This is a genomic window from Limibacterium fermenti (genome assembly GCF_041902845.1).
Classification (GTDB): Bacteria; Bacteroidota; Bacteroidia; order Bacteroidales; family Dysgonomonadaceae; genus Limibacterium; species Limibacterium fermenti.
The window spans coordinates 3,956,340-3,976,210 of record NZ_CP159486.1 but is presented as its reverse complement, the minus strand read 5'-3'; the positions used below and the strand labels follow the sequence as shown (position 1 = coordinate 3,976,210).

Below are 19,871 nucleotides of genomic sequence, written 5' to 3'. Positions count from 1 at the left end.
CTCACCTGTTCGGGGTGTCCCAAAAACGGGTTTTCGTACAGGTGATCTGGTCGATCAGATTTCCAACCTGCAATTTGAAGTCCCCTTCTTCGAGCGTCCATTTTCCTTGGGGATTGACAAACGCCAGTTCATCTGCCGGAAAAGTCAATGTAACCCGTTTGGTTTCGCCCGCTTGAAGCGAAATTTTCTCAAAGGCGCGCAGCCGGCGCACGTCGGGACTGATAGATGCGACCAAATCGCTGCTGAAAAGCAGTACCGCCTCTTTTCCTTCCACCTCACCGGTATTCTTGATATCGACGCTGACCGTTATGCTATCTCCCGAAACAACTTCTTTCTTGTCTACCGACAGATTCGAATATTCGAAAGTCGTATAGCTCAATCCGAATCCGAAGGGGTATTGTACCGATGTCTGTGCACCGTAATCATACGCTCCTTCCATTTTACCGTCGATATTCTGGCTCGGCTTATGATCGTAGGTAATAAGCGACTGCTCATACCGGGGATAGGTATACGGTAACTTTCCACTGGGGTTGACGTCTCCCGACAACACATCGGCCAATGCATCGCCGCCGTAATTTCCCGGCAGATAAAGCTGGATAACCGCTTTCGAATCGGGTTCTATGCTCCGGATTAAACGAGGACGACCTTCGTTGAGCACAAGAATTACCGGCTTCCCGGTTTTCTGCAACGCCTTGGCCAACGCCGTTTGATTAGCCGAAAGGACTAATTCATCCAGATTCCCCGGCGATTCGCAATAGGAGTTTTCACCCACGCACAACACGATATAATCGACTCCCGAAGCGGCTCTTACCGCCTTTTCGATTTCCGGCGCATTCTCCTCGAAATACGAGCCATCCATTTTATAGGTAACCCCCGGTTCATATTTCACGTTCGCCGCACCGAATTCGTTTTGCAAGGCTTCGTAGACGGTATGATATCGTTCGGCGAACTCCTCGACTTTCTCTCCTTGCCAGGAATAGCTCCATCCGCCATTCAGCGTACGCATGGAATGGGCATTCGGACCCGATACTAAAATGCGCGCGGTTTTCGGCAAAGGCAGCACGTTATCCTGATTCTTGAGCAACGTCACCGACTCATCCGCCGCCGCTTTCGCCGCGGCTTCATATTCTGCACTGCCGAAACGGGTGTATTCCGCCGCCGACCAATACGGCCGCTCGAATAATCCGAGGCGGAACTTCATCCGCAATACCCTTCTTACCGCATCATCCACACGCGCTTGCGAAACGGAGCCTTCTTTTACAAGCGCTATCAGCGTCGGACAAAACTTCACGTTGTAAGGCTCCATCACCATATCGATACCGGCGTTGATTGCCTGACGGACCGCATCTTTATATTCTTTACCGATATAATCGCGCGACTGCAAGTTCTGCACATCCGCCCAATCGGTCACCACCACACCGTCGAAGCCCAACTCTTCTTTCAGCCATCCGGTAAGCAACCGATGATCGGCATGAGTCGATACATTATTCACAATACCCGAATTCACCATCACGGAAAGAACACCGGCTTCCACTGCAGCGCGGAAAGGCTCGAAATGCTTTTCGCGTAACTCGCTCTCGGTAATCACGGCCGGGGTGCGATCCTTTCCCGATGCGGGAACCCCGTATCCCATAAAATGCTTCAGGCAAGCAGCCACATGTTCGTTTCCGATAGCATTCGGATTATCTCCTTGAAAGCCGCGAATGGAAGCGAGTCCCATTTGCTTGACAAGGAAAGGATCCTCCCCGAACGTTTCCCATTGGCGCGGCCAGCGGGCATCACGGCCCAAATCGAGGATCGGTGCAAAGTTCCAGGGAATATTACTGGCGCGTGTTTCGTAAGCCGATATGCGCGAACCTTGTTCCATTAAAGCCGGATTGAACGTCGCCCCCATGCCGATTTGTTGCGGGAAAAACGTCGCTCCTGCGGTATACGTCACGCCGTGTATGGCATCGATACCATATACCACCGGAATACCCGTTTCACGCAAGGCACGTTCTTGAATGGTCTTAACCGTATACTCCCACACTTCGGGTGTACGGGCACGGTTATTACTGGTATTCAGGATAGAGCCGACTTTATACCGGCCGATAATCGTGTCGAGCATCGCCAAGTCGATTTCAAACGGTTCGTCGCTGGCATACAAGTTACCGCCTTTGCCGATGACATCCACCGTATATTGGGCCATTTGTCCGACCTTCTCTTCAAGCGTCATTTTAGACAAGATACTATCGATACGGTTTTCGACGGTCTTATCCAACGCCGTTGATGTTTTTTTAGTCCCTTGATTACACGCAAGCAACAAAGGAAATAAAAGGATGAAATAAATTGATTTGTACATTTGTTTAATCGTTTTTTTATATGCGTTAGAAAAGAATGAACGGCAGATTAATTGCTAGCCGTCCATTCCCAAAAAATGATGTCAGTATTTAACATCCTACCTGATTATTGTTTTCGTTTTTATTTCTTTACGACCGTCAACACCGCTTTGTCGTTCCCGGCAGAAACATCTACGGTGAACACATACGTCGCTCCGGCTGTAAGCGGTTTACCCTTATACAAGCCCAAGTTGCCCGGATCTCGTTTGGTATTGCCCGGACCGGGTTCCTCTCCCGTTCCTATAAACACCATATCGCTTCCGGTCGTGAGGGTTTTATCTGAAAATTCTCCTCCCCAGCCTTTCTGGTGGAAGAATTTGAAGTTAATGTCTTCAATACTTACAGTTGTCCCTGCAACAAGCGTTATCTGGTATTTTTTGTTACCTATCGGCGACAAACATAAAGGTTTATCGGTATTCCATCCTACTGCATTTTGTGCAACGGAAGGCTTCCCGACATTATCGCCGATAATCCAGATAGCGCCCGTGCCGTCTTCTTTTAATGTTGCAGGCGAATTACCGTCCAGCACTTCAATCTTGAAGTATTTAAATTTCAGATTTGCCACAATCCGGTATTTACCCGAAATGGGAACGAAACTGTAAACACCGTCTTGCTTCTTCGTAAAGAAGTCGGCATCAATCCACCAATCGGCAATATCCGACAGGCCTTCTATCTTCAATTCCTGCCCTTGGGTCAAATCGATGTCCAATTGATAGTTATCTTCATCAACCATATTCATTTCCTGTTCGTTAAACAAGATTTTGAAGAATGGCGACGCTTCATACGTTAGCGTGTTGAACGTGACGGAATATTTACCTCCAACCGGGCTTACAAACGGGATATTAGCCGATACGCCATCTTTAATAGCGCTTTCTTTCCAACCGAAAACAATTTCACGGCCCTTATCATCCATTATAGGAGTTTTTATATAAGCCGGCAAATCGGTGGACGGGAAAGCTTCCGTCGCTGCGTATTCATTCGGATTGCCTGTCGGAAGCATGGGATAGGACGCAGCCTCCGTGACCAATATCAGATACGGGTAGGAAGCGCGCTTTACGGGTACTTCAAACGTCTGCCTGGCGCTTTTCATCGTGGTGTTCAGTAAAACAAACTCCAAAGTAGCCGTTCCATCGGGAATATCTTTTTCAAAAGGAACGGCAATAGTTCCCTCATATTTTCCGTTTTCCTTTGTACGGATGACGGTCTTCGCGACTTCCTCTTCCCCGAAATACAATACGGCTGTCAGTGTGGAAAGGGAAACATCGTCACTGACGGTAGCGGTAAAAGGAAGAACATCTCCAAAATGCACGTTGGAGAACTGATTTTCTATTTCTACCACGGGATTTCCCGCCTGTGGAATTTCTTCGGCCTCGTCCGAACACGACACCACAGCGACAAAACCCACAACCATAGTAAATAACCAATATTTTAAATTTTTCATATTCTTAGGATTATTCATTTCCGTTATTATTTTTTCCATCTGTATGATATGACTGATTTCGCCGGCACATCATAAGCGAAGTGATGGGTTCCGTCATCAATCGTAATTGTTTTACTCGCGGCATTTCCGTTCAATAATACAACCGCATACGTTCCATCGGTATTTTCGAAAGCGGAAAAGGAAAAACCCGCATCGGAAAAACCGGATGTGCCGATACGCACCGCTCCCGGTTTTACGACCGACGAAAGATGCCCGATGATGTAGTAATGCGAATTGCGCGTAATGGTCGAATAGTTGGACCGGTCGATATCGACGGCGCCATAACATGTCTGGCATCCGCCTTCACGGTTCGGGCCGCGATCGCTGTCGAGCATCAGGTTCCAGACAATAACTCCTTTCGCCCAGTTATTGATTGTTCCCAGCGCTACTTCCCGCATATCTTCTATCAAGCGGACTTCCAGATTACGGCCGTCGTTCCATGTTCCGATGGAAGTCTCCGTGAAAACCAACTCCCTGTCGGGATACTTTTGGTGGATGTCGAGAAGTTCCGATTTATCCCCGCCATAGTTATGATAAGCTGCCCCGGCAACCACGTCGGCATCAATACCGGCATCGTAAATTTTCACCGGATAATCGTTTTGATCGGGCATATTATCGTAATTGAAATTATGGTCGAACAAGTAAATCTTCGTCTTGAAAGCCGCTGCTTTAAACTTAGGCACCAAATGGTTCTTCACGAACTCCAGTTGTTCCCGCCATCCCATAAAAAGAGAAGCCGAATTTCCCCTGTTCAACGGTTCGTTTTGCGGTGTTACGGAATAAATATTAATTCCCTGTTCCTCAAAAGCGTGAATCCATTTTACAAAATAATCGGCATAATCGCCGTAATGAACCGGATTCAACTGTCCGCTTGTCCAGGAGTTAAACGGTTGCAGGTCCGTAAGATTGTTTACTTTCATCCACCGGGGAGGAGTCCACGGGGAACCCATTATTTTCACCTCCGGATTAATCGCCAGAATTTCTTTCAGGATAGGAATCACATATTCCGTTTCTTCGGAGGTCAATGCAAAATTTTCCAGTCCGGGAGTGTCGCACAACGTGTACTCGCTCAACGAAAAATCCGAACAACCGATGGATATCCTGATATAACTCTGCCCCATCCCTTCGGTAGGCGAAAAAGTTTCTTTGAGGAATTTAGCGCGGTTTTCCTTCGTCATTTTCATTAAATTGAAACACGTGGAACCCGTGATAGCCGCTCCGAAACCATCCATCGTTTGGTAACGCGTAGCCGGTTGCAGTTTAATGGTTGTAGGCGACATATTGCTTTTTTTACTGAAATCGGCGGCCTGTTTCCTGAAATCCTGCGACCGGTTATTGGTCGTGACATAAACGGTTACATCACCGGTTGCGGGTACTTCCGGCTTTTCTTGCTCGTCCGTTTTATCTTTAGAATCCTGACAAGAAGAAAAGCTGCAAAGCGCCAGCATCAGCAAAATTAAATTCAAATTGAATAGTATTCTCATCTTGTTAAAGCGTTATCTTTTCTATATGTACTGTTTTATTATTCAGATCGACCGTAAACCTGTAGATGGCTGCTTCCACAACCGGATCAGCGGGACCGTTGGGTATGGTCCAGTTGTTGTCGCCGGTAATGATCTGTTCGCCGGTAAAGGTAAACTCCCCGGCTTTCTTTTCGTTACCCCATCCGGTATTTTCATAGGGCTTAAACCCTGCATAGTTGTCTTTATTGGGTGTGTAGAAAGTACCCTGATATACCCCTTCGCCGATTTGGCGGAACAAGACATACTTCAACACATGGTCAAAACCCCAATCGGTATGCGTTCGCTGATGCTCGGAATACACCGAAGCTATTTGTTCCGTCGAAACGTTTGTGGGATATCCCAATCCCCATCCGCAAGCCAGTAAAAAGTCCGGGTACGAAGGATTGTCGACCCCTACGAAGATATTCTTGCGAACAGGATTATAATAAAGAGTATATTCTCCGGTTTTTCCGAGGAACTTGATTTTGTCGACGGCTGTCCGCTCGAAAAAGTCGGGATTATAGATATTCTGAGCATCGGAGAGGGCGCCGAATGCCTGATACGTTTTGCCGTTTTCGAGTGTACGCTTGAGCGTACGGAAAGATTCGCCGTCAATATCCTCATCCCGGAAAGTACTTAGCGACAAATCGTCCTCTCCCAACTCACTTCCCGTGGTTGCGGCGCTAAAGGCATAACTATCATAAACGAACCCTTTTGTATAATCCGAACCCGCTGTATAGGCAAATGCCGATTCGCCTTTGTCATCGATCATTTCGATTTTCCCGTTCACATTTCCATATACGTCACCCGTATAATCGATGGTATTGTCGGCAAGGAGTTTTTCGGCTATTTTAAAGCGGAAGGAAGGATTGAACGTGAGGCCGTCGACTTCGAATTTATTTTTATCGGTTGACGGTTTCAAAATAGCGACCTTGCCGTCGTCCGTAACCAGATAGAGTTGATTATAACCGGGACGGGCTGCGCTAAGGCCGTTTAATTGCAAGGATGCCGATCCTTTCAATACATTCCGGGCGATGAGGTTGACCTGTATGGCTGCATCCGCCTGATTGCTTAACAGTGGTACGAAAATAGATTGCGCCACTGTGAACGTATCGTTTGAGAGAGGTATTTCACCCGATGTAACAACGCGCCCTTCCGCAACCACTTCATAAGCCAATGCAGAAAGTGTGGTAGCCGGATCGATAATTTTAGCAGTCAACACAATCGAGTCTCCGAAAGTAAAATCGGCGGGACTAACAGCGGCTGACTCAATGACCGGCGTAGACTCTTTACGAGGCCCGAACTCGTCGTCATTGCAAGAAGCAACGAACAAAGCGATTATTCCGGTTATGAAAAATATTTTGTATATCGATTTCATTTTTATCTGTTTTTTAACTGTTTAACATGCCGGATTAATAACCCGGATTTTGAACAAGATTGGGATTCTGATCGATCACATCCTGGGGAACAGGCAAGATATAAGACAAGCCGGTATATGGATACACTTGCGCCGGACGGCCTTCGTCTTTCGCAAAAACGGCGTTCATCACCTCCTCCACTTTATCCAAACGAACAAGGTCGAACCAGCGTTGGCCTTCCAAAGCCAGTTCCAGCCGCCGCTCTTTTAAATATGCTTGCAGGATGGATTCTTTATTGGCAGATGCCGATGCGGGTAGATTTCTTAAACCGGCACGGTTACGCGTTCGATTGATAATCGTAGCGGCTTCTCCGTATTGGTCTTTGGCTATCAAAGCTTCCGCCTTTAATAAAAGGATATCCGCATAACGAAGTTTAATGATGCTGTTGTACGCGCTACGGGTTTTGTACATAAATGCATAGTTTTCGGCGGGATAATATATGTTCCAATCACAAGCATAAAAAACGACGGTTTGCGCATAGCGCTTATCTCCCGGTTCGCTGTTGAAAGCACTGATCAGATCACGGGAAGGAGTAATCCATTTCGGCCAGGTGAAATAATAATCCCAATTTTCCATTGGGCGTCCGAACATCCAGGTAACCCAATTGCCTTCATTACTGCTGAACTGAGCCTCGAAAATACTCTCCCGGGTATTGCGGGCTTTGGCGTCTATCGCTCTGTTCGCTTGTGAGGGAGGGAGATTGGGGTCGACCAATACGACCTCAAACATATCTCCGAAATCGGGAATCAGATCAAATCCGTCCTTGGCCAGTTCGTCGGCGTACTGAATCACCTTGTCGTAATCGCGCAACGGTTTCTCTGCATACATCTTTGCCAGTAAAGCGCGAGCTACCGATTTGGAGAATTGCGTTTTATCCTGCGGATTATTATCGGGAGCATACTGCAAACCCTCCAACAGGTCTTCTTCTATTTGTTTATAGATCGTAAGCGCATCGGTTTGCGGAGGGAAATAGGCGGGATATACCTCTTCGATGGTTTCGGAAGTGATATCTCCCGCTTCGGTCGTTATTAACGGAACATTTCCCCATATCCTGACCATATCGAAATAGATCATGGCCCGGAGGATTTTGGCTTCAGCCTTATATTGCCTTTTTTCGGCATCGGACAATGACGGATCGGTTACTTTATCGATATTCACGATTAATTTGTTTGCTTTGGCTACATTTCCCATGTGTCCGTTCCAATCGCGCTTCAGATTCGGATTGGACCCCTCGATGGAATTTACTTCAAACGGAGTAGTCTCCGCATTGGGGGAGCCGGCATAGGCATTGTCGGAATGCGAATCGCCCAGTAGTAAAATATCCTGATACCAATGTTCCTGCCCATCCCTGAACAATCTCAGCAGCGTTTGCCTATGCGACAAAACAGCGGCTTTATCTTTAAATGCAACCTGTACGCTGTCGTTAGTTACTCCTTCGGTAACATCCGAGTAAGTATCGATCGGATTGTAATCGAGGGAACAAGCTGCGAATAGACAAGCTGTAAAGATGGATAATATATATTTCGTTTTCATTTTTTCGGTTATTTAAAATTCAACATTCACTCCAAAGACAAAAGACCGGCTATGCGGATAGGTTCCCCAGTCGATGCCTTGTACGGCACCGTTGTTTCCCCACTGGTTGACTTCGGGATCCATTCCGCTGTATTTTGTAAAAGTAAGCAGGTTGTTAGCAGTAAAATACGGTTGCAAGCGGCTTACGCCCCATTTCTCGAGAAAACCACCCGTAAAATTGTAAGACAACGTCACGTCCTTTATGCGAAGATAACTTCCGTCTTCCACAAAATAGTTTGACGGCTGCAAGTTAAATCCGGCCTTGGGAACATCGGTTATTTGTCCCGGGGTACGCCAGCGCCTCAGCACTTCGGTGGATTGATTTTTCAAGTCGTGCATGCCTTCCGTATCACCCTTCGAGGCGTTGAACACATCGTTTCCGACGGAACCTTGAAGGAACACATTCAAACTGAACCCTTTCCATGAGAAAGAATTGGTCAATCCATACGTAAATAACGGATTGGGGTCTCCGATATAGGTTTTATCGGAAGCGCTGATTCTTCCATCTTCATTCAAGTCACGATACCTTAACTCTCCGGTTTCAGAATCCACACCGTCGCTGATGTATCCGTAGAAACCGCCCACCGGGCGTCCCGGTTCATTGCGTACGACACGGATTTGATGAAAAGCGTCGGTTGTTTCGGCATCATAATAGATTTTCTGCAACTCAAGGCTCTTCAATTTATTCCTGTTAAATGAAATATTGAAGTTGGTATCCCATTTGAAGTCGCCGGTAAAATTGCGTGAATTAACGGCAAATTCAAAACCGTGGTTTGTCATGACGCCTTCGTTCCGGATAATACTCGAAGCCGGGGCGGCACCCTCCGGTACGGAAACATACATCAACATATCGGTGGTATGTTTGTAATAGTAATCCATCGCGATGGTCAACCGGTCTTTAAACAACGTAGCATCCAATCCGATATTGGTTTGCGAGGTTGTCTCCCAGGTAAGGTCGCGCGTACGGAGATTGGCCTGAGCGATAAGGGGAAGAACATTTTCATCACCTTTTCCGGTTTGATCGGGGAACCAACGTTGGCGGGTGATATTATACCGTTGCAGATAGGCATAATCGCCCACGCCCGACTGGTTACCGGTTTGTCCCCATCCGCCTCTTATCTTTAAATCATCGATCCAGGTCAAATCCTTCATAAAGTCTTCGGAAGACATGCGCCATGCAGCGGAAAAAGAGGGGAAAGTCCCCCAGCGATGATCGGGATGCAGTTTCGAAGAACCGTCGGCGCGGACATTGGCCGTGAAAAGATATTTACTGTCGTAATTATAGGAAAGCCTTCCGAAATACGACATGATCCCCCATGCGGCAGCATTAGAACCGGTATTGTCCCACGCGATCTTATTGGCGGCATTCAACGTTTTGATAGACGAATCTCTAAAATGAGACCCGTTGATGTAACTTTGCGACCATTGGGAATCCGTCCACGAAGTTCCGGCCATTCCTTCCACATTATGTTTCTGCGAAAAAGTATTCTTATACGTCAGCACATTATCGAATACCAACAATGTATTCATATTGCGGGTATCCCATGCATTTCCCCATTCGTCTCGGCCCGGGCCGTGGACGGGCGGAGTGAAACCTGTTGACTTGCCGTGGCGGCGATCCAACGTAAAGGAAGTTTTGAGGTTTAGTTCGGGCATAAAAGTAATGACCGTATTCCCGGAAGCAATCAACCGGTTTTCATAGCTCTTGTTGTTTTTGCCGTTTTCTATCTCTTCAATAGGATTGGCTATATTCTGTCCGAAAAAAAGACGGTTGTATAACCCGGTCTCCTCATTTATGATGGTTGCGGCGGTAGGAAGATTCACAACGGCGAGCACGACTCCTCCGCGATTGGATCCGCGGCCGGTTGTAATGCCGTTGCTCGTATTGTCGGAATAGGATAAGTTCAATCCTACATGCAACCATTTGCGTACTTGGCTTTCAATATTGCTACGAAGGTTGAAGCGGCGGAAAAAAGCAGAGCTAAGGACTCCTTTTTCATCCAAATATCCTCCCGATATAAAATAACGCATCTTGTCGTTTCCATCGGAAATCTGCAATTGGTAATTCTGGGTGACACCCGTTCCATATACTTCCTTAAACCAATCGGTTTGATCGGTTGTTCCTTCCGGTACGGTGCCGGGACGTATTTCGTCGATCAGTTCTTTATACTGTCTTGCATTTAAAGATTTGATCTGATTGGCAACATGACTTGTGCCGAGCTGTATATTGGCCGAAATCTTCGCTCCGCTACTAGCTTGTTTGGTCGTAATCAACACAACCCCATTGGCGGCGCGCGAACCGTAAATTGCCGCCGACGACGCATCTTTTAGAATTTGTATATTGGCGATATCCGTAGGAGACAGGAAATTGAGATTATCGACCGGCACGCCATCTACTACATAAAGCGGATCGTTGCTTCCGTTAAAAGAAGTTGTTCCACGCACGCGGATAACCATTTCGCCTCCGGGAGCACCGTTAGGCTGATACACGTTTACGCCGGCGGCCTTGCCTTGTATGGCCTGGGCAGCGGAAACAATCGGGCGTTCGGCCAAATCTTCCGTAGAAACGGAAGATACGGCGGTGGTAACATCCCCCCGTCTTACCGTACCGTAACCAATTACCACCAACTCGTCCAAGGTTTTCACATCCTCGACAAGCACTACATTTAATGTTGTTTGATTAGTGATGGTAAACTCCTGATCGAGATACCCAATATAAGAAAACCGCACAACGGAACCTCGTGGAACGGTAAGCGCATATTTACCATCGATATCCGTTACAGTACCATTACTCGTACCGGGTACCGTGATATTTGCTCCGATAACCGGCTCGCCGGCTTCGTCCCTCACCACGCCACTGATTTGTTGTCCTACAGGCTGCTGGTTTTGCTCTATGGAAAGAGCTCTTCTTGTTGAGGCTCTTTTGGGTGCTTCATACAAAATATAAATCTTATTGTCTTTAATCTCGTATCCTAAATTACGAGGCGACAATAATTCGTCAAGTACATTGGTTAAATCGGCTTGGTTTACACGAATAGTTACCGATTCGTTCAAATTAACGACTTCTTTACTATAGGCTAATGAATAACCGGTTTGCTCCGAAATACTTTCGAGTACTGTTTTCAACTGTTGTTGATTGGCATTTAAGCTCACTCTCTGTGCCGAACTTAGACTAAAACTAAGTAGTAAGAGGGTACATAGAGCGCCAATTCTTCTTTTAAAATGATTTTTTCCCATGATTCTTTGATGCAAAATAATAATGTATTATGACTAAACACTCTCTAAAATAATAAATACCGCATTAAAAAAGACCTGTCAAACCAAACGGTATTTTATGTTTCCACCTTTTATAGAGTTGACACTCTCTATAACAAAAAGTATGAGTTTGCTAGAAAAAGAAACTATGTAAACACCAACCGGTTTCAAGACCGCCAATACCTGAAAACTGTTTAAATTTCCTCCATAAGATTATAAATTATTTTTTCTGATACACGCGGACGTAATCGATTTCGTAGGTTGCCGGAAGATTCCTTTCATCTACGCCTTTCGCTCCGCCCCAATTACCGCCCCAAGCCAGATTGAGTTTTAAATAAAAGGGTTTATCGAACGGCCAGGTATTCACATCGCTTTTTCCATCATTTGAAAAAGAAAAGTAAGCTTCGCCATCCACATATCCCACTATCTTTTCCGATGTCCATTCCACGGCGTAAATATGAAACTCCGTCTCGGCATTTTGAATTTTTCTGGTGGCAGTCCTCTGCGTTCCCTGCACATGATTATATGCTTGCGTATGGATGGAAGCATGCACCACGTCGGGATCATATCCGACATATTCCATTATATCGATTTCACCATCGAGCGGCCAGTTTTTAAAATCCTTCGGCAACATCCAGAAAGCCGGCCATGTGCCTTTTCCGGTAGGGACTTTCAAACGGGTTTCGAAATAACCGTATTGCCAATTTTCCGTTGTATTCATACGAATGGAAATCACTTCATCTCCCCTTTCCTTAGCAATGATTTTGAGTGTGCCGTCGAAAACAACCGAACAAGTGTCTGTGCCGTTAAAGCGATCGATATAGTTTTGTAGTTCTTTATTTCCCCAACCGTTCTCTCCATTTCCCTTTTCAAACCACCATTTCGCCGTGCCCGGCAATGCCGGTTTGCCGCCTTGCAAACGGTCGTCGTTAAACTCATCTCGCCAAACCAAACTGTATCCGTCAGGTACATGGTTGGGAATTTTACCCGCTTCCTGGGTTACAGTATAAGCCTTTGAAGATTCGCCCTTGAGGGAAGAGAACACTAATTCCGCAGTGCGAGCCGTTTCCAATCCATTCGCTTCCACGGTTACTTTGAGGCTGGTTTGCCCGTTATGACCGACTAACGGCGACAAGGAGCACCAAGATTGCGACGAAGAGACTTTCCAATCGCCATTGGCGGCAATCAGCAGACTTTTTGCGCCGCCTTTATCGTCAAAAGCAAGCGAAGCGGGCGATATCTCCCAGGTTATTTCCACATCGGGTTTCGAAGGAATAACCTCCGGCTCGTTTTTACCTCCGCAAGCCGTCCATAAGGCGACGGCAGAAAACAATAAAAGATGAAACATTTTATTCATATTATTTCCGAAACTCAGAATCCCATGAAAGACTATTTTGTAAGCCTTTCATGGGATATCAGAAGTCATTGTAATTTTAATGTTGTAATACTATCTCCTTATTCGGCGAATTCAAAATCATCGAAGAAAAAGAATCCTCGGCCTTCATGTCCTTCCCCTCCAAACTGAAGGACAATCTTGTCATAATCCTGCCTGTCGGCCGCATTACTGAAATCGAATTCCAACTGAAGCCACTTGTCGGTCTGAAGATCTTTTTTCACGATCTCCGTTTGTGTGGTATAGGCATCACCGCCCAGACTTGAGTTATGCAATTTTACTGCCAGTTGGGGACGCAGCCTCGATTCGGATATCCAAGTGCCTGCCGTTTTATTTTCAGTCGTATAATCGTTATTGGAAGGAATATATACTTTCACCCGGATTTTGTTTTGTTTTTTCAAATCGAACTTATAATTTTCCGCCATAAAGAATACATTGGAATAAAAAGCATTGGTTTTTTCGTACAGGAATACTTTTTTAGATGCATTCGGGACGGTCGGATGAGGATTCGAATAGAACGAGTCGGCAAATTCGCCCATGTTATCGAAGGAGAAAACAACCGAAGCGGTTTCTTTTTCAAAATCTTCTTTCAACGGAACAGCTTTGAGCGGTTTGGGTTTGGGAACATTCAGTTCTTGTAGACAATAAATGAATACCCAATCCTGTTTTTCGGTATAATTATCCACACGAAGCGCCATCACCTTATCGGTTTGATAGATGATATCGTATGTTTGATTGCCGCAATAATATCCCATAAAGGCGTTGCCCGTCAAGGTAATTTGCGGGAATTGCCCCCCTTCGGCTATCGAGAAGGAATAGTCTCCGCCATTGTAGGGGAAGAAAGCATCATCTGCTATTTCCTCCTCAACGTCGAATTTTCCTACGCTGGAAGCCGATGCTTTCCGGCCGTATCCGTCGCCTTTGGTTTCGATCTTCAAGTCAAGCGAAGAAGATTGTTTAAAGGTGAATTTGTAATCGTACATTGTCCAAGCCTTTTTGTCTTCCGGCGCGGCTCCCCACCAATTTTGGCCATAGGAATTTTGTGGTCCCAATCCCATATGTCCTTTAATATCAAAGGCGACAGACTTCAAATTCGGGTCTTCTATTTTTTCCTTAAACGGACTTACAGCGTCCACAACTTCCTTGGTGAAATTATTATACTGGTCGAATACCCATGTTTTCCCGTCGGGATCACTGCTTCCTCCGGTCAAGTTATTATAGACGGGCACATCAAGCAATCGAAAGTCGTTATCGGCAATACGAATCACTGCGCTTTTCGAAGCGGAAGTATTGTTATTCGCGACGGTCATTGTCACCGTATAATCTCCCTTAAAAGGATATTGTGCAACAATAGATTCGTCCTTTCCGGTTTTCTTCACACCGTTACCCAAATCCCATGTAATGACATATTCCGTGGTAGAAAGCTGCGAAGTATTTTTAAATGTAATCACATTATCGCTTTGATCGGATATGGCTTGGGAATAGGAGAGCTGGTCGTCGGTAATTGTATTCAAGGCTTCCAGCGAATACTTGTCCGCTTCCTGAGGCGCGCACGAAACAATCGCAAACAGCGCCACCAACATCCATACTGTATGTTTTATTATTTTTTTCATCTTCTTATCGATTAAGCATTAATTATATCCGGGATTTTGCGTGAGGGCGAAATCGGTTTTCGCCGTTCTATCCATTTCCGTTTGAGGAATAGGGAGATATTTGTATTCATCCCTCCATGTGCGGGTGCTGAGTTCTGTGGATTCCGTCAACAGGTTTGTATCGCCCCAACGGACAATATCCCAAAAACGCATTCCTTCGCCCACAAACTCCCTGCGGCGTTCCAGTTTTATATTTTCAGCCGTCGCCGGGATGGGTTTGTCTTCACCGAAAGCGCGACGACGAACGCGGTCGAGGCAAGTCTGTGCGGTAAGTCCGTCGACAGGTGCCTGTCCGTGGATGACCAACAGTTCGGCGTAGTTCAATAACGCTTCAGCAAAGCGGAAGATGCGCAGGTTATTGCAATAATTCAAATCGACATCGCCCTGGGGATTATATCCTACACGAGCGGAATACTTGGCCATGAATAATCCCGTATCCTGAAAACGAGCGGTATATTGACCGGCGTCCCAGCGGTTGATGGATCCTTCGCGGCGCGTGTCGCCTTCCTCAAATATATTCCAGGTTGCCTGACGCACGGGGCCGAATCCCCAACCACCTTTGAAATCGCCGGTTTTATCGCCCGCACTCAGTCCGTTGGGAGCAATAAATGCTGGGAGGTTGGTTCCATAACCTTGCCAACCGCTGGCCCAGGTTTTTCCTTCGGGAAGATGGTTCGCTTCGAACACCGATTCGTTGCTGAACTCGTTTTGATCGAGCCACATGGCGGCAAAATCGCCGAACAGGTCATATTCACCGCTGTTAATAAGCTCGGCCATATCTTTCGTTACCTCGGCATAACGCGATTGGTCTTTTTGATACATCACCACACGGGCTTTCAAGAGCAATGCGGCGGCTCTCGACACGCGTCCCAGATCGGCGGTTTCGACCTTCATCGGCAAAGCCCCTACTACACACGCCTGATCTATATCTTCCATGATTTCCTTATAGATTTCGTCGGCGGTATATTGTCTGGTCATATAAGGCGGTTCGATCAACGGTTCTTCGAAATAAGGAATATTCCCCCAAAATTTCCACAGCAAATGCATGTAGTAAGCCCGCAGGAAATGCGCTTCGGCTTTGTACTGCTCCAGTTTTTTAAGCTTTCCTTCATCCTCGAAACCCACTGCATTTTCACAAGCGATGAGCACGTTATTGCAACGGGCAAGTCCCGTATAATAAATGTTCCAGAGGCCTGCAGGCAATTCCTGAGGGGTCGATGTAAATAACGACAGCAAGTACAATTGATGCTGGTCGCCGGCATCACCGCCACCTTTATAGATATCATCCGAACGGAGGTCGGACATCAGTACGATACTGTTGTAATTATTATTGGCATAACTATCGAAGAGCAGGATTTGGTAGGCGGCCCCCAAGTTGGAAAGAATCACGCTTTCCGTTGCCGGATCGCCGGCTTTTTGCTTCTCCGTGGGAGAAGAAGAAAGAAAATCGTCTCCGCATGATTGCAGCCCCACTACGACTGCAAGAATCAAAATTAAACTATATTTTTTCATTTGTTGAATGTATTAAGATTAGAACGAAATATTCGCACCGAAAGAAATCGTACGCGATTGGGGATAAATACCGCGATCGACGCCGATGGTGGTATAGTTACCCGAAGCGATTTCGGGATCGAACCCGTCGTACTTGGTAAAGGTGAGCAGGTTTTCCGCCGAGACATAAATCCTCAGCCGTTGAACGGATATTTTTTGCGTTAATTGCGCGGGAAGGGTGTAACCCAGTTGCACCGTTTTCAATCGCAGAAACGATCCGTCCTTGATATACAGGTCGGATGAACGCCAGTTGCTGTTGGGGTTTTTGGCGGTCATGCGGGGTATCTTGTGGGATGTTCCTTCGCCATGCCAGCGATCTAAAATCCAACCCGGACGGTTCATAGCAGGAATATCACCGCGTTGCGAGAAGTCGAAAATATCGTTTCCGACCGTCCCCTGGAAAAACAGATTGGTATCGAAACCTTTCCAGTCGGCGCCCAAGGTAAGGCCGAAGGTCCAGTCCGGTGCGCCTTTTCCTATTTTCACCTTGTCGGCATCGCTTATAATTCCGTCTTTTTCGTTATTGACAAGTTGATCCACAAAGCGTACATCTCCGGGTTGCGCACTCGGTTGAATTTTTTCACCTTTAGCATTTACATAAGCATCAATTTCGGCCTGGTTTTGAAAGATCCCATCGGTTTGGAAACCGTAAAAATAAGGGAATACCAGCCCGTTTTTTCCTTTTACATAACTACCCACACCGCTGGCTCCTGCGTCTTGGTAAATCTCTTCACCGGTGGCATTGCCTAGTTTGATCAATTTATTTCTCAGCAAAGAAGCGTTGGCATTGACAAAATAATTGACATTCCCAATACGGTGTTTCCAACTCGCTTCGAATTCCAATCCCCAGTTTTCCATATCGCCCACATTGGCAATCGGAGCGCTTTGTCCTACATAACCGGGTATCGGCTGCAACATCAGCATGTCAATGGTTTTCTTTTTGAAATAATCGAAACCGAAGGTAAGCGCACTTCTGAAAAACCGCGCTTCGAAACCGATGTCGGTCTGAGCCGATTCCTCCCATTTTACATCGGGATTGGGAATGGCTGCGGGCGAGCTTCCGTATTGCATATTGCCGCTGATTTCGCCGAGTTTGGAGGGATCGCCCTGATTCACTTTATAGCCTCCGCCGAAATAATAATTCTGCCCGCCGTCGAGCATGGCGGCATACAAGAATTGTCCGATACGGTCATTTCCATTTTTACCCCAACTGAAGCGCAGTTTCAGGTAATCGAGCCAGTCGGGCCTGTTTTCCATGAATGCCTCGTTGGTGAGGTTCCATCCCAGAGAAAACGAAGGGAAGGTACCCCATTTATGCGTCGGCCCGAAATTCGACGATCCGTCTTTTCGCACCGTAGCCTGTACCATATACCGTTCGGCATAATTATAATCGACACGGCCAAAATACGAAGCGGTACGGATGCCGTTGTGCCCGTCGGTTCCGCCCCAAGCGCGTTCCTCCTTACGGTCGGCGATAGCGGAATTGATATTTGCTTTCAACGGATCCAGCTCCAGCAGATCGCGGTCGTTGGCGCCTAACTGGCGGACGGTATATTTGGAAGCTGATTGTCCCAATACAAAAGATAAGTTATGCACGTCGTTGAACGTTTTGGCGTAGGAAAAATAGTTTTCCAACTGCCAGCGGATACCGCGGTTCATTTCGCTTTGAACCGTACTGAATTTCACATCTTTTCCCTGAGTCGCAAGAAAATAAGGAAAAGTGTACGTATCATAGCCCCAGAAAGCCAGATCGACCCCGTAATTACTGCGGAACTTCAAACCGGGGAGCAAATCGATCTCCCCCCAGAATGTTCCGACAAACTTATCATCATTATTTTTTCCGGAGAAAGGCTGATTCAACATTCCCACGGGATTGGCAATTTCCTGAAATCCATCGGGAGGGAGCGAAAATACGCGGTTGTTTTTATCCTTTACGGCATACGGATAGCGCGCCAAAATAGCTTCGGCCGTAGCGTCATCGGCATATACGGGAACCAATGGAGAAAAAGTAAGGGCGCTGCCGAGAATGGATCCGTATTCGGAATTGGTTTCAATTCCGGTGGATTTACTTCTGGAATACCCTACATTTACGCCCAGAGTTACATTATTCAAAAAAGAGCGGTCCTTTACTTCAAATACCTTGTAAGTTGTATTGGAACGTAGACTAAAACGGTTATAATTCGATTTATCGTAATTACCGCCTACGATACCCGCCTGGTCGAAATAGCCGGCGGAAAGGAAATACTGGATTCTTTCGGCGCCGCCGGATATGCTTACCTGATGGTTTTGTACAGGCGCATTGTAATAAAACGTTTCGTCCTGCCAATCGGTACCCGCACCGGCAGCAGCAAAAGCCTCGCGATTATAGCGGGGGGCGATTCCATCATTGATATCCGTTTCGTTCATGATGATCATATACTCCTGTGCATTGAGCACTTCCTTTTTTTTCCAGGGGTTTTGCCATCCGTAACTCATATCGTAATTAACGACCGGCTTACCGGATTGCCCGCTTTTGGTGGTGACCAATACCACTCCGTTGGCGCCCCGCGCTCCGTAAATAGCTGCGGAGGCCGCATCCTTGAGTATCTCAACCGATTGGATATCGGTAGGATTCAAATAATTGATTCCTCCTTCCACATACATTCCGTCCACAATATACAACGGGTCGCTGTTGTTCACCGTCCCGATACCGCGGATGCGCACTTTGGAGTCCGATCCGGGCTGTCCCGAACTTTGGGTGATCTGTACTCCGGACACTTTTCCCTTCAGGGCATCTTCCACACGCGACGGGCGATTGGTATTCAACTCTTCGGCCGTTACCTTGCTGATAGCGGCGGTAACAACGCTCTTTTTCTGAACGCCGTATCCCACTACCACCAATTCCTCGAGCGTCTCCACATCTTCCTCTAAGCGGACGTCTAAAGTCGTTTGATCGGTGATGGTAAATTCCTGTTCAAGATATCCGATATACGAGAAGCGGAGTACCGAACCTCTCGGAACGGTCAACGAATAACGACCGTCGACATCAGTCGCCGTGCCGGTAGTCGTTCCGGGAACAACAATGTTGGCGCCGATAATAGGATCACCGTTTTCATCCGTCACTACACCGCTTATCTGCTGCCCGACCGGATCCTGCCGTACTCCAGCAGTTGCGGCTGCAACCCCCTCTTGCCGGGGCGCTTCATACAAAATATAAATCTTACCGTCTTTGATCTCATAACCTAAATTACGAGGCGACAATAATTCTTCGAGCACATTTGCGAGCTCGCGCTGATTCACCCGAATACTGACCACAGCATCCACGTTTACGACTTCTTTGCTGTAAGCCAGCGAGTAACCGGTTTGTTGTGAAATACTTTCGAGTACTGTCTTTAAATACTGATTGTTGAAATTCAAACTTACTTTTTGTGCCGAACTTAGGGTTAAGCTCAACATCAGAAAAGAGCATAGAATAACAACTTTGGGTTTAAAATGGATTCTTCCCATGGTTTACTTGTGTTATTAAATTAATGAAACATGAAATTAAAAATTACTCTCTATTATTGGTTTTCATAAATGATTTATCAAACCGAAACGGTTTCATATTTTTCACTTTTAAGATATTGACACCATAGATGTCAAAAAGTATGAGTAAAAAATAAAAATAAAATAGTGTTGTGAGAAAAAATTC

10 protein-coding genes are annotated in these 19,871 nt (G+C 46.5%); all 10 read right to left on the bottom strand.

All coding sequences use genetic code 11. The annotated features are described in order from the left end of the window. Position 1: 1 nt before the first annotated feature. Positions 2–2,341, bottom strand: a complete 2,340-nt coding sequence (locus tag ABNK31_RS17070) for a glycoside hydrolase family 3 N-terminal domain-containing protein (RefSeq protein ID WP_418893625.1) — start codon at positions 2,339–2,341, stop codon at positions 2–4. A 119-nt stretch (positions 2,342–2,460) separates the two neighbouring features. Continuing rightward, a complete protein-coding gene (locus tag ABNK31_RS17065) occupies positions 2,461–3,819 on the bottom strand; it encodes a DUF5125 domain-containing protein (protein ID WP_418893624.1) in 1,359 nt (452 codons plus the stop codon). A gap of 26 nt (positions 3,820–3,845) precedes the next feature. Further along, the gene (locus ABNK31_RS17060; RefSeq protein WP_418893623.1) at positions 3,846–5,342 is read right to left on the bottom strand and encodes a glycoside hydrolase family 30 protein; all 1,497 of its coding nucleotides are present in this window, start codon (positions 5,340–5,342) and stop codon (positions 3,846–3,848) included. A 4-nt stretch (positions 5,343–5,346) separates the two neighbouring features. Then, on the bottom strand, positions 5,347–6,738 hold the full coding sequence (locus ABNK31_RS17055; protein ID WP_418893622.1) for a hypothetical protein: 1,392 nt from the start codon (positions 6,736–6,738) through the stop codon (positions 5,347–5,349). 34 nt (positions 6,739–6,772) lie between these two features. Then, entirely contained in the window at positions 6,773–8,311 is a 1,539-nt protein-coding gene (locus tag ABNK31_RS17050; RefSeq protein ID WP_418893621.1) for a RagB/SusD family nutrient uptake outer membrane protein, read from the bottom strand. Positions 8,312–8,323: 12 nt separating this feature from the next. Further along, positions 8,324–11,476 (bottom strand): TonB-dependent receptor, encoded by a 3,153-nt coding sequence (locus tag ABNK31_RS17045; protein ID WP_418893620.1) that lies wholly within the window; start codon positions 11,474–11,476, stop codon positions 8,324–8,326. A 349-nt stretch (positions 11,477–11,825) separates the two neighbouring features. Next, on the bottom strand, positions 11,826–12,953 hold the full coding sequence (locus ABNK31_RS17040) for a family 16 glycosylhydrolase (protein ID WP_418893619.1): 1,128 nt from the start codon (positions 12,951–12,953) through the stop codon (positions 11,826–11,828). 107 nt (positions 12,954–13,060) lie between these two features. Next, positions 13,061–14,611, bottom strand: a complete 1,551-nt coding sequence (locus ABNK31_RS17035; protein WP_418893618.1) for a PKD domain-containing protein — start codon at positions 14,609–14,611, stop codon at positions 13,061–13,063. Positions 14,612–14,629: 18 nt separating this feature from the next. After that, entirely contained in the window at positions 14,630–16,162 is a 1,533-nt protein-coding gene (locus ABNK31_RS17030) for a RagB/SusD family nutrient uptake outer membrane protein (RefSeq protein WP_418893617.1), read from the bottom strand. Between the two features lie 18 nt (positions 16,163–16,180). Further along, complete coding sequence (locus ABNK31_RS17025) at positions 16,181–19,687, bottom strand: TonB-dependent receptor (protein WP_418893616.1); 3,507 nt, start codon at positions 19,685–19,687, stop codon at positions 16,181–16,183. Between the last annotated feature and the right edge of the window lie 184 nt (positions 19,688–19,871).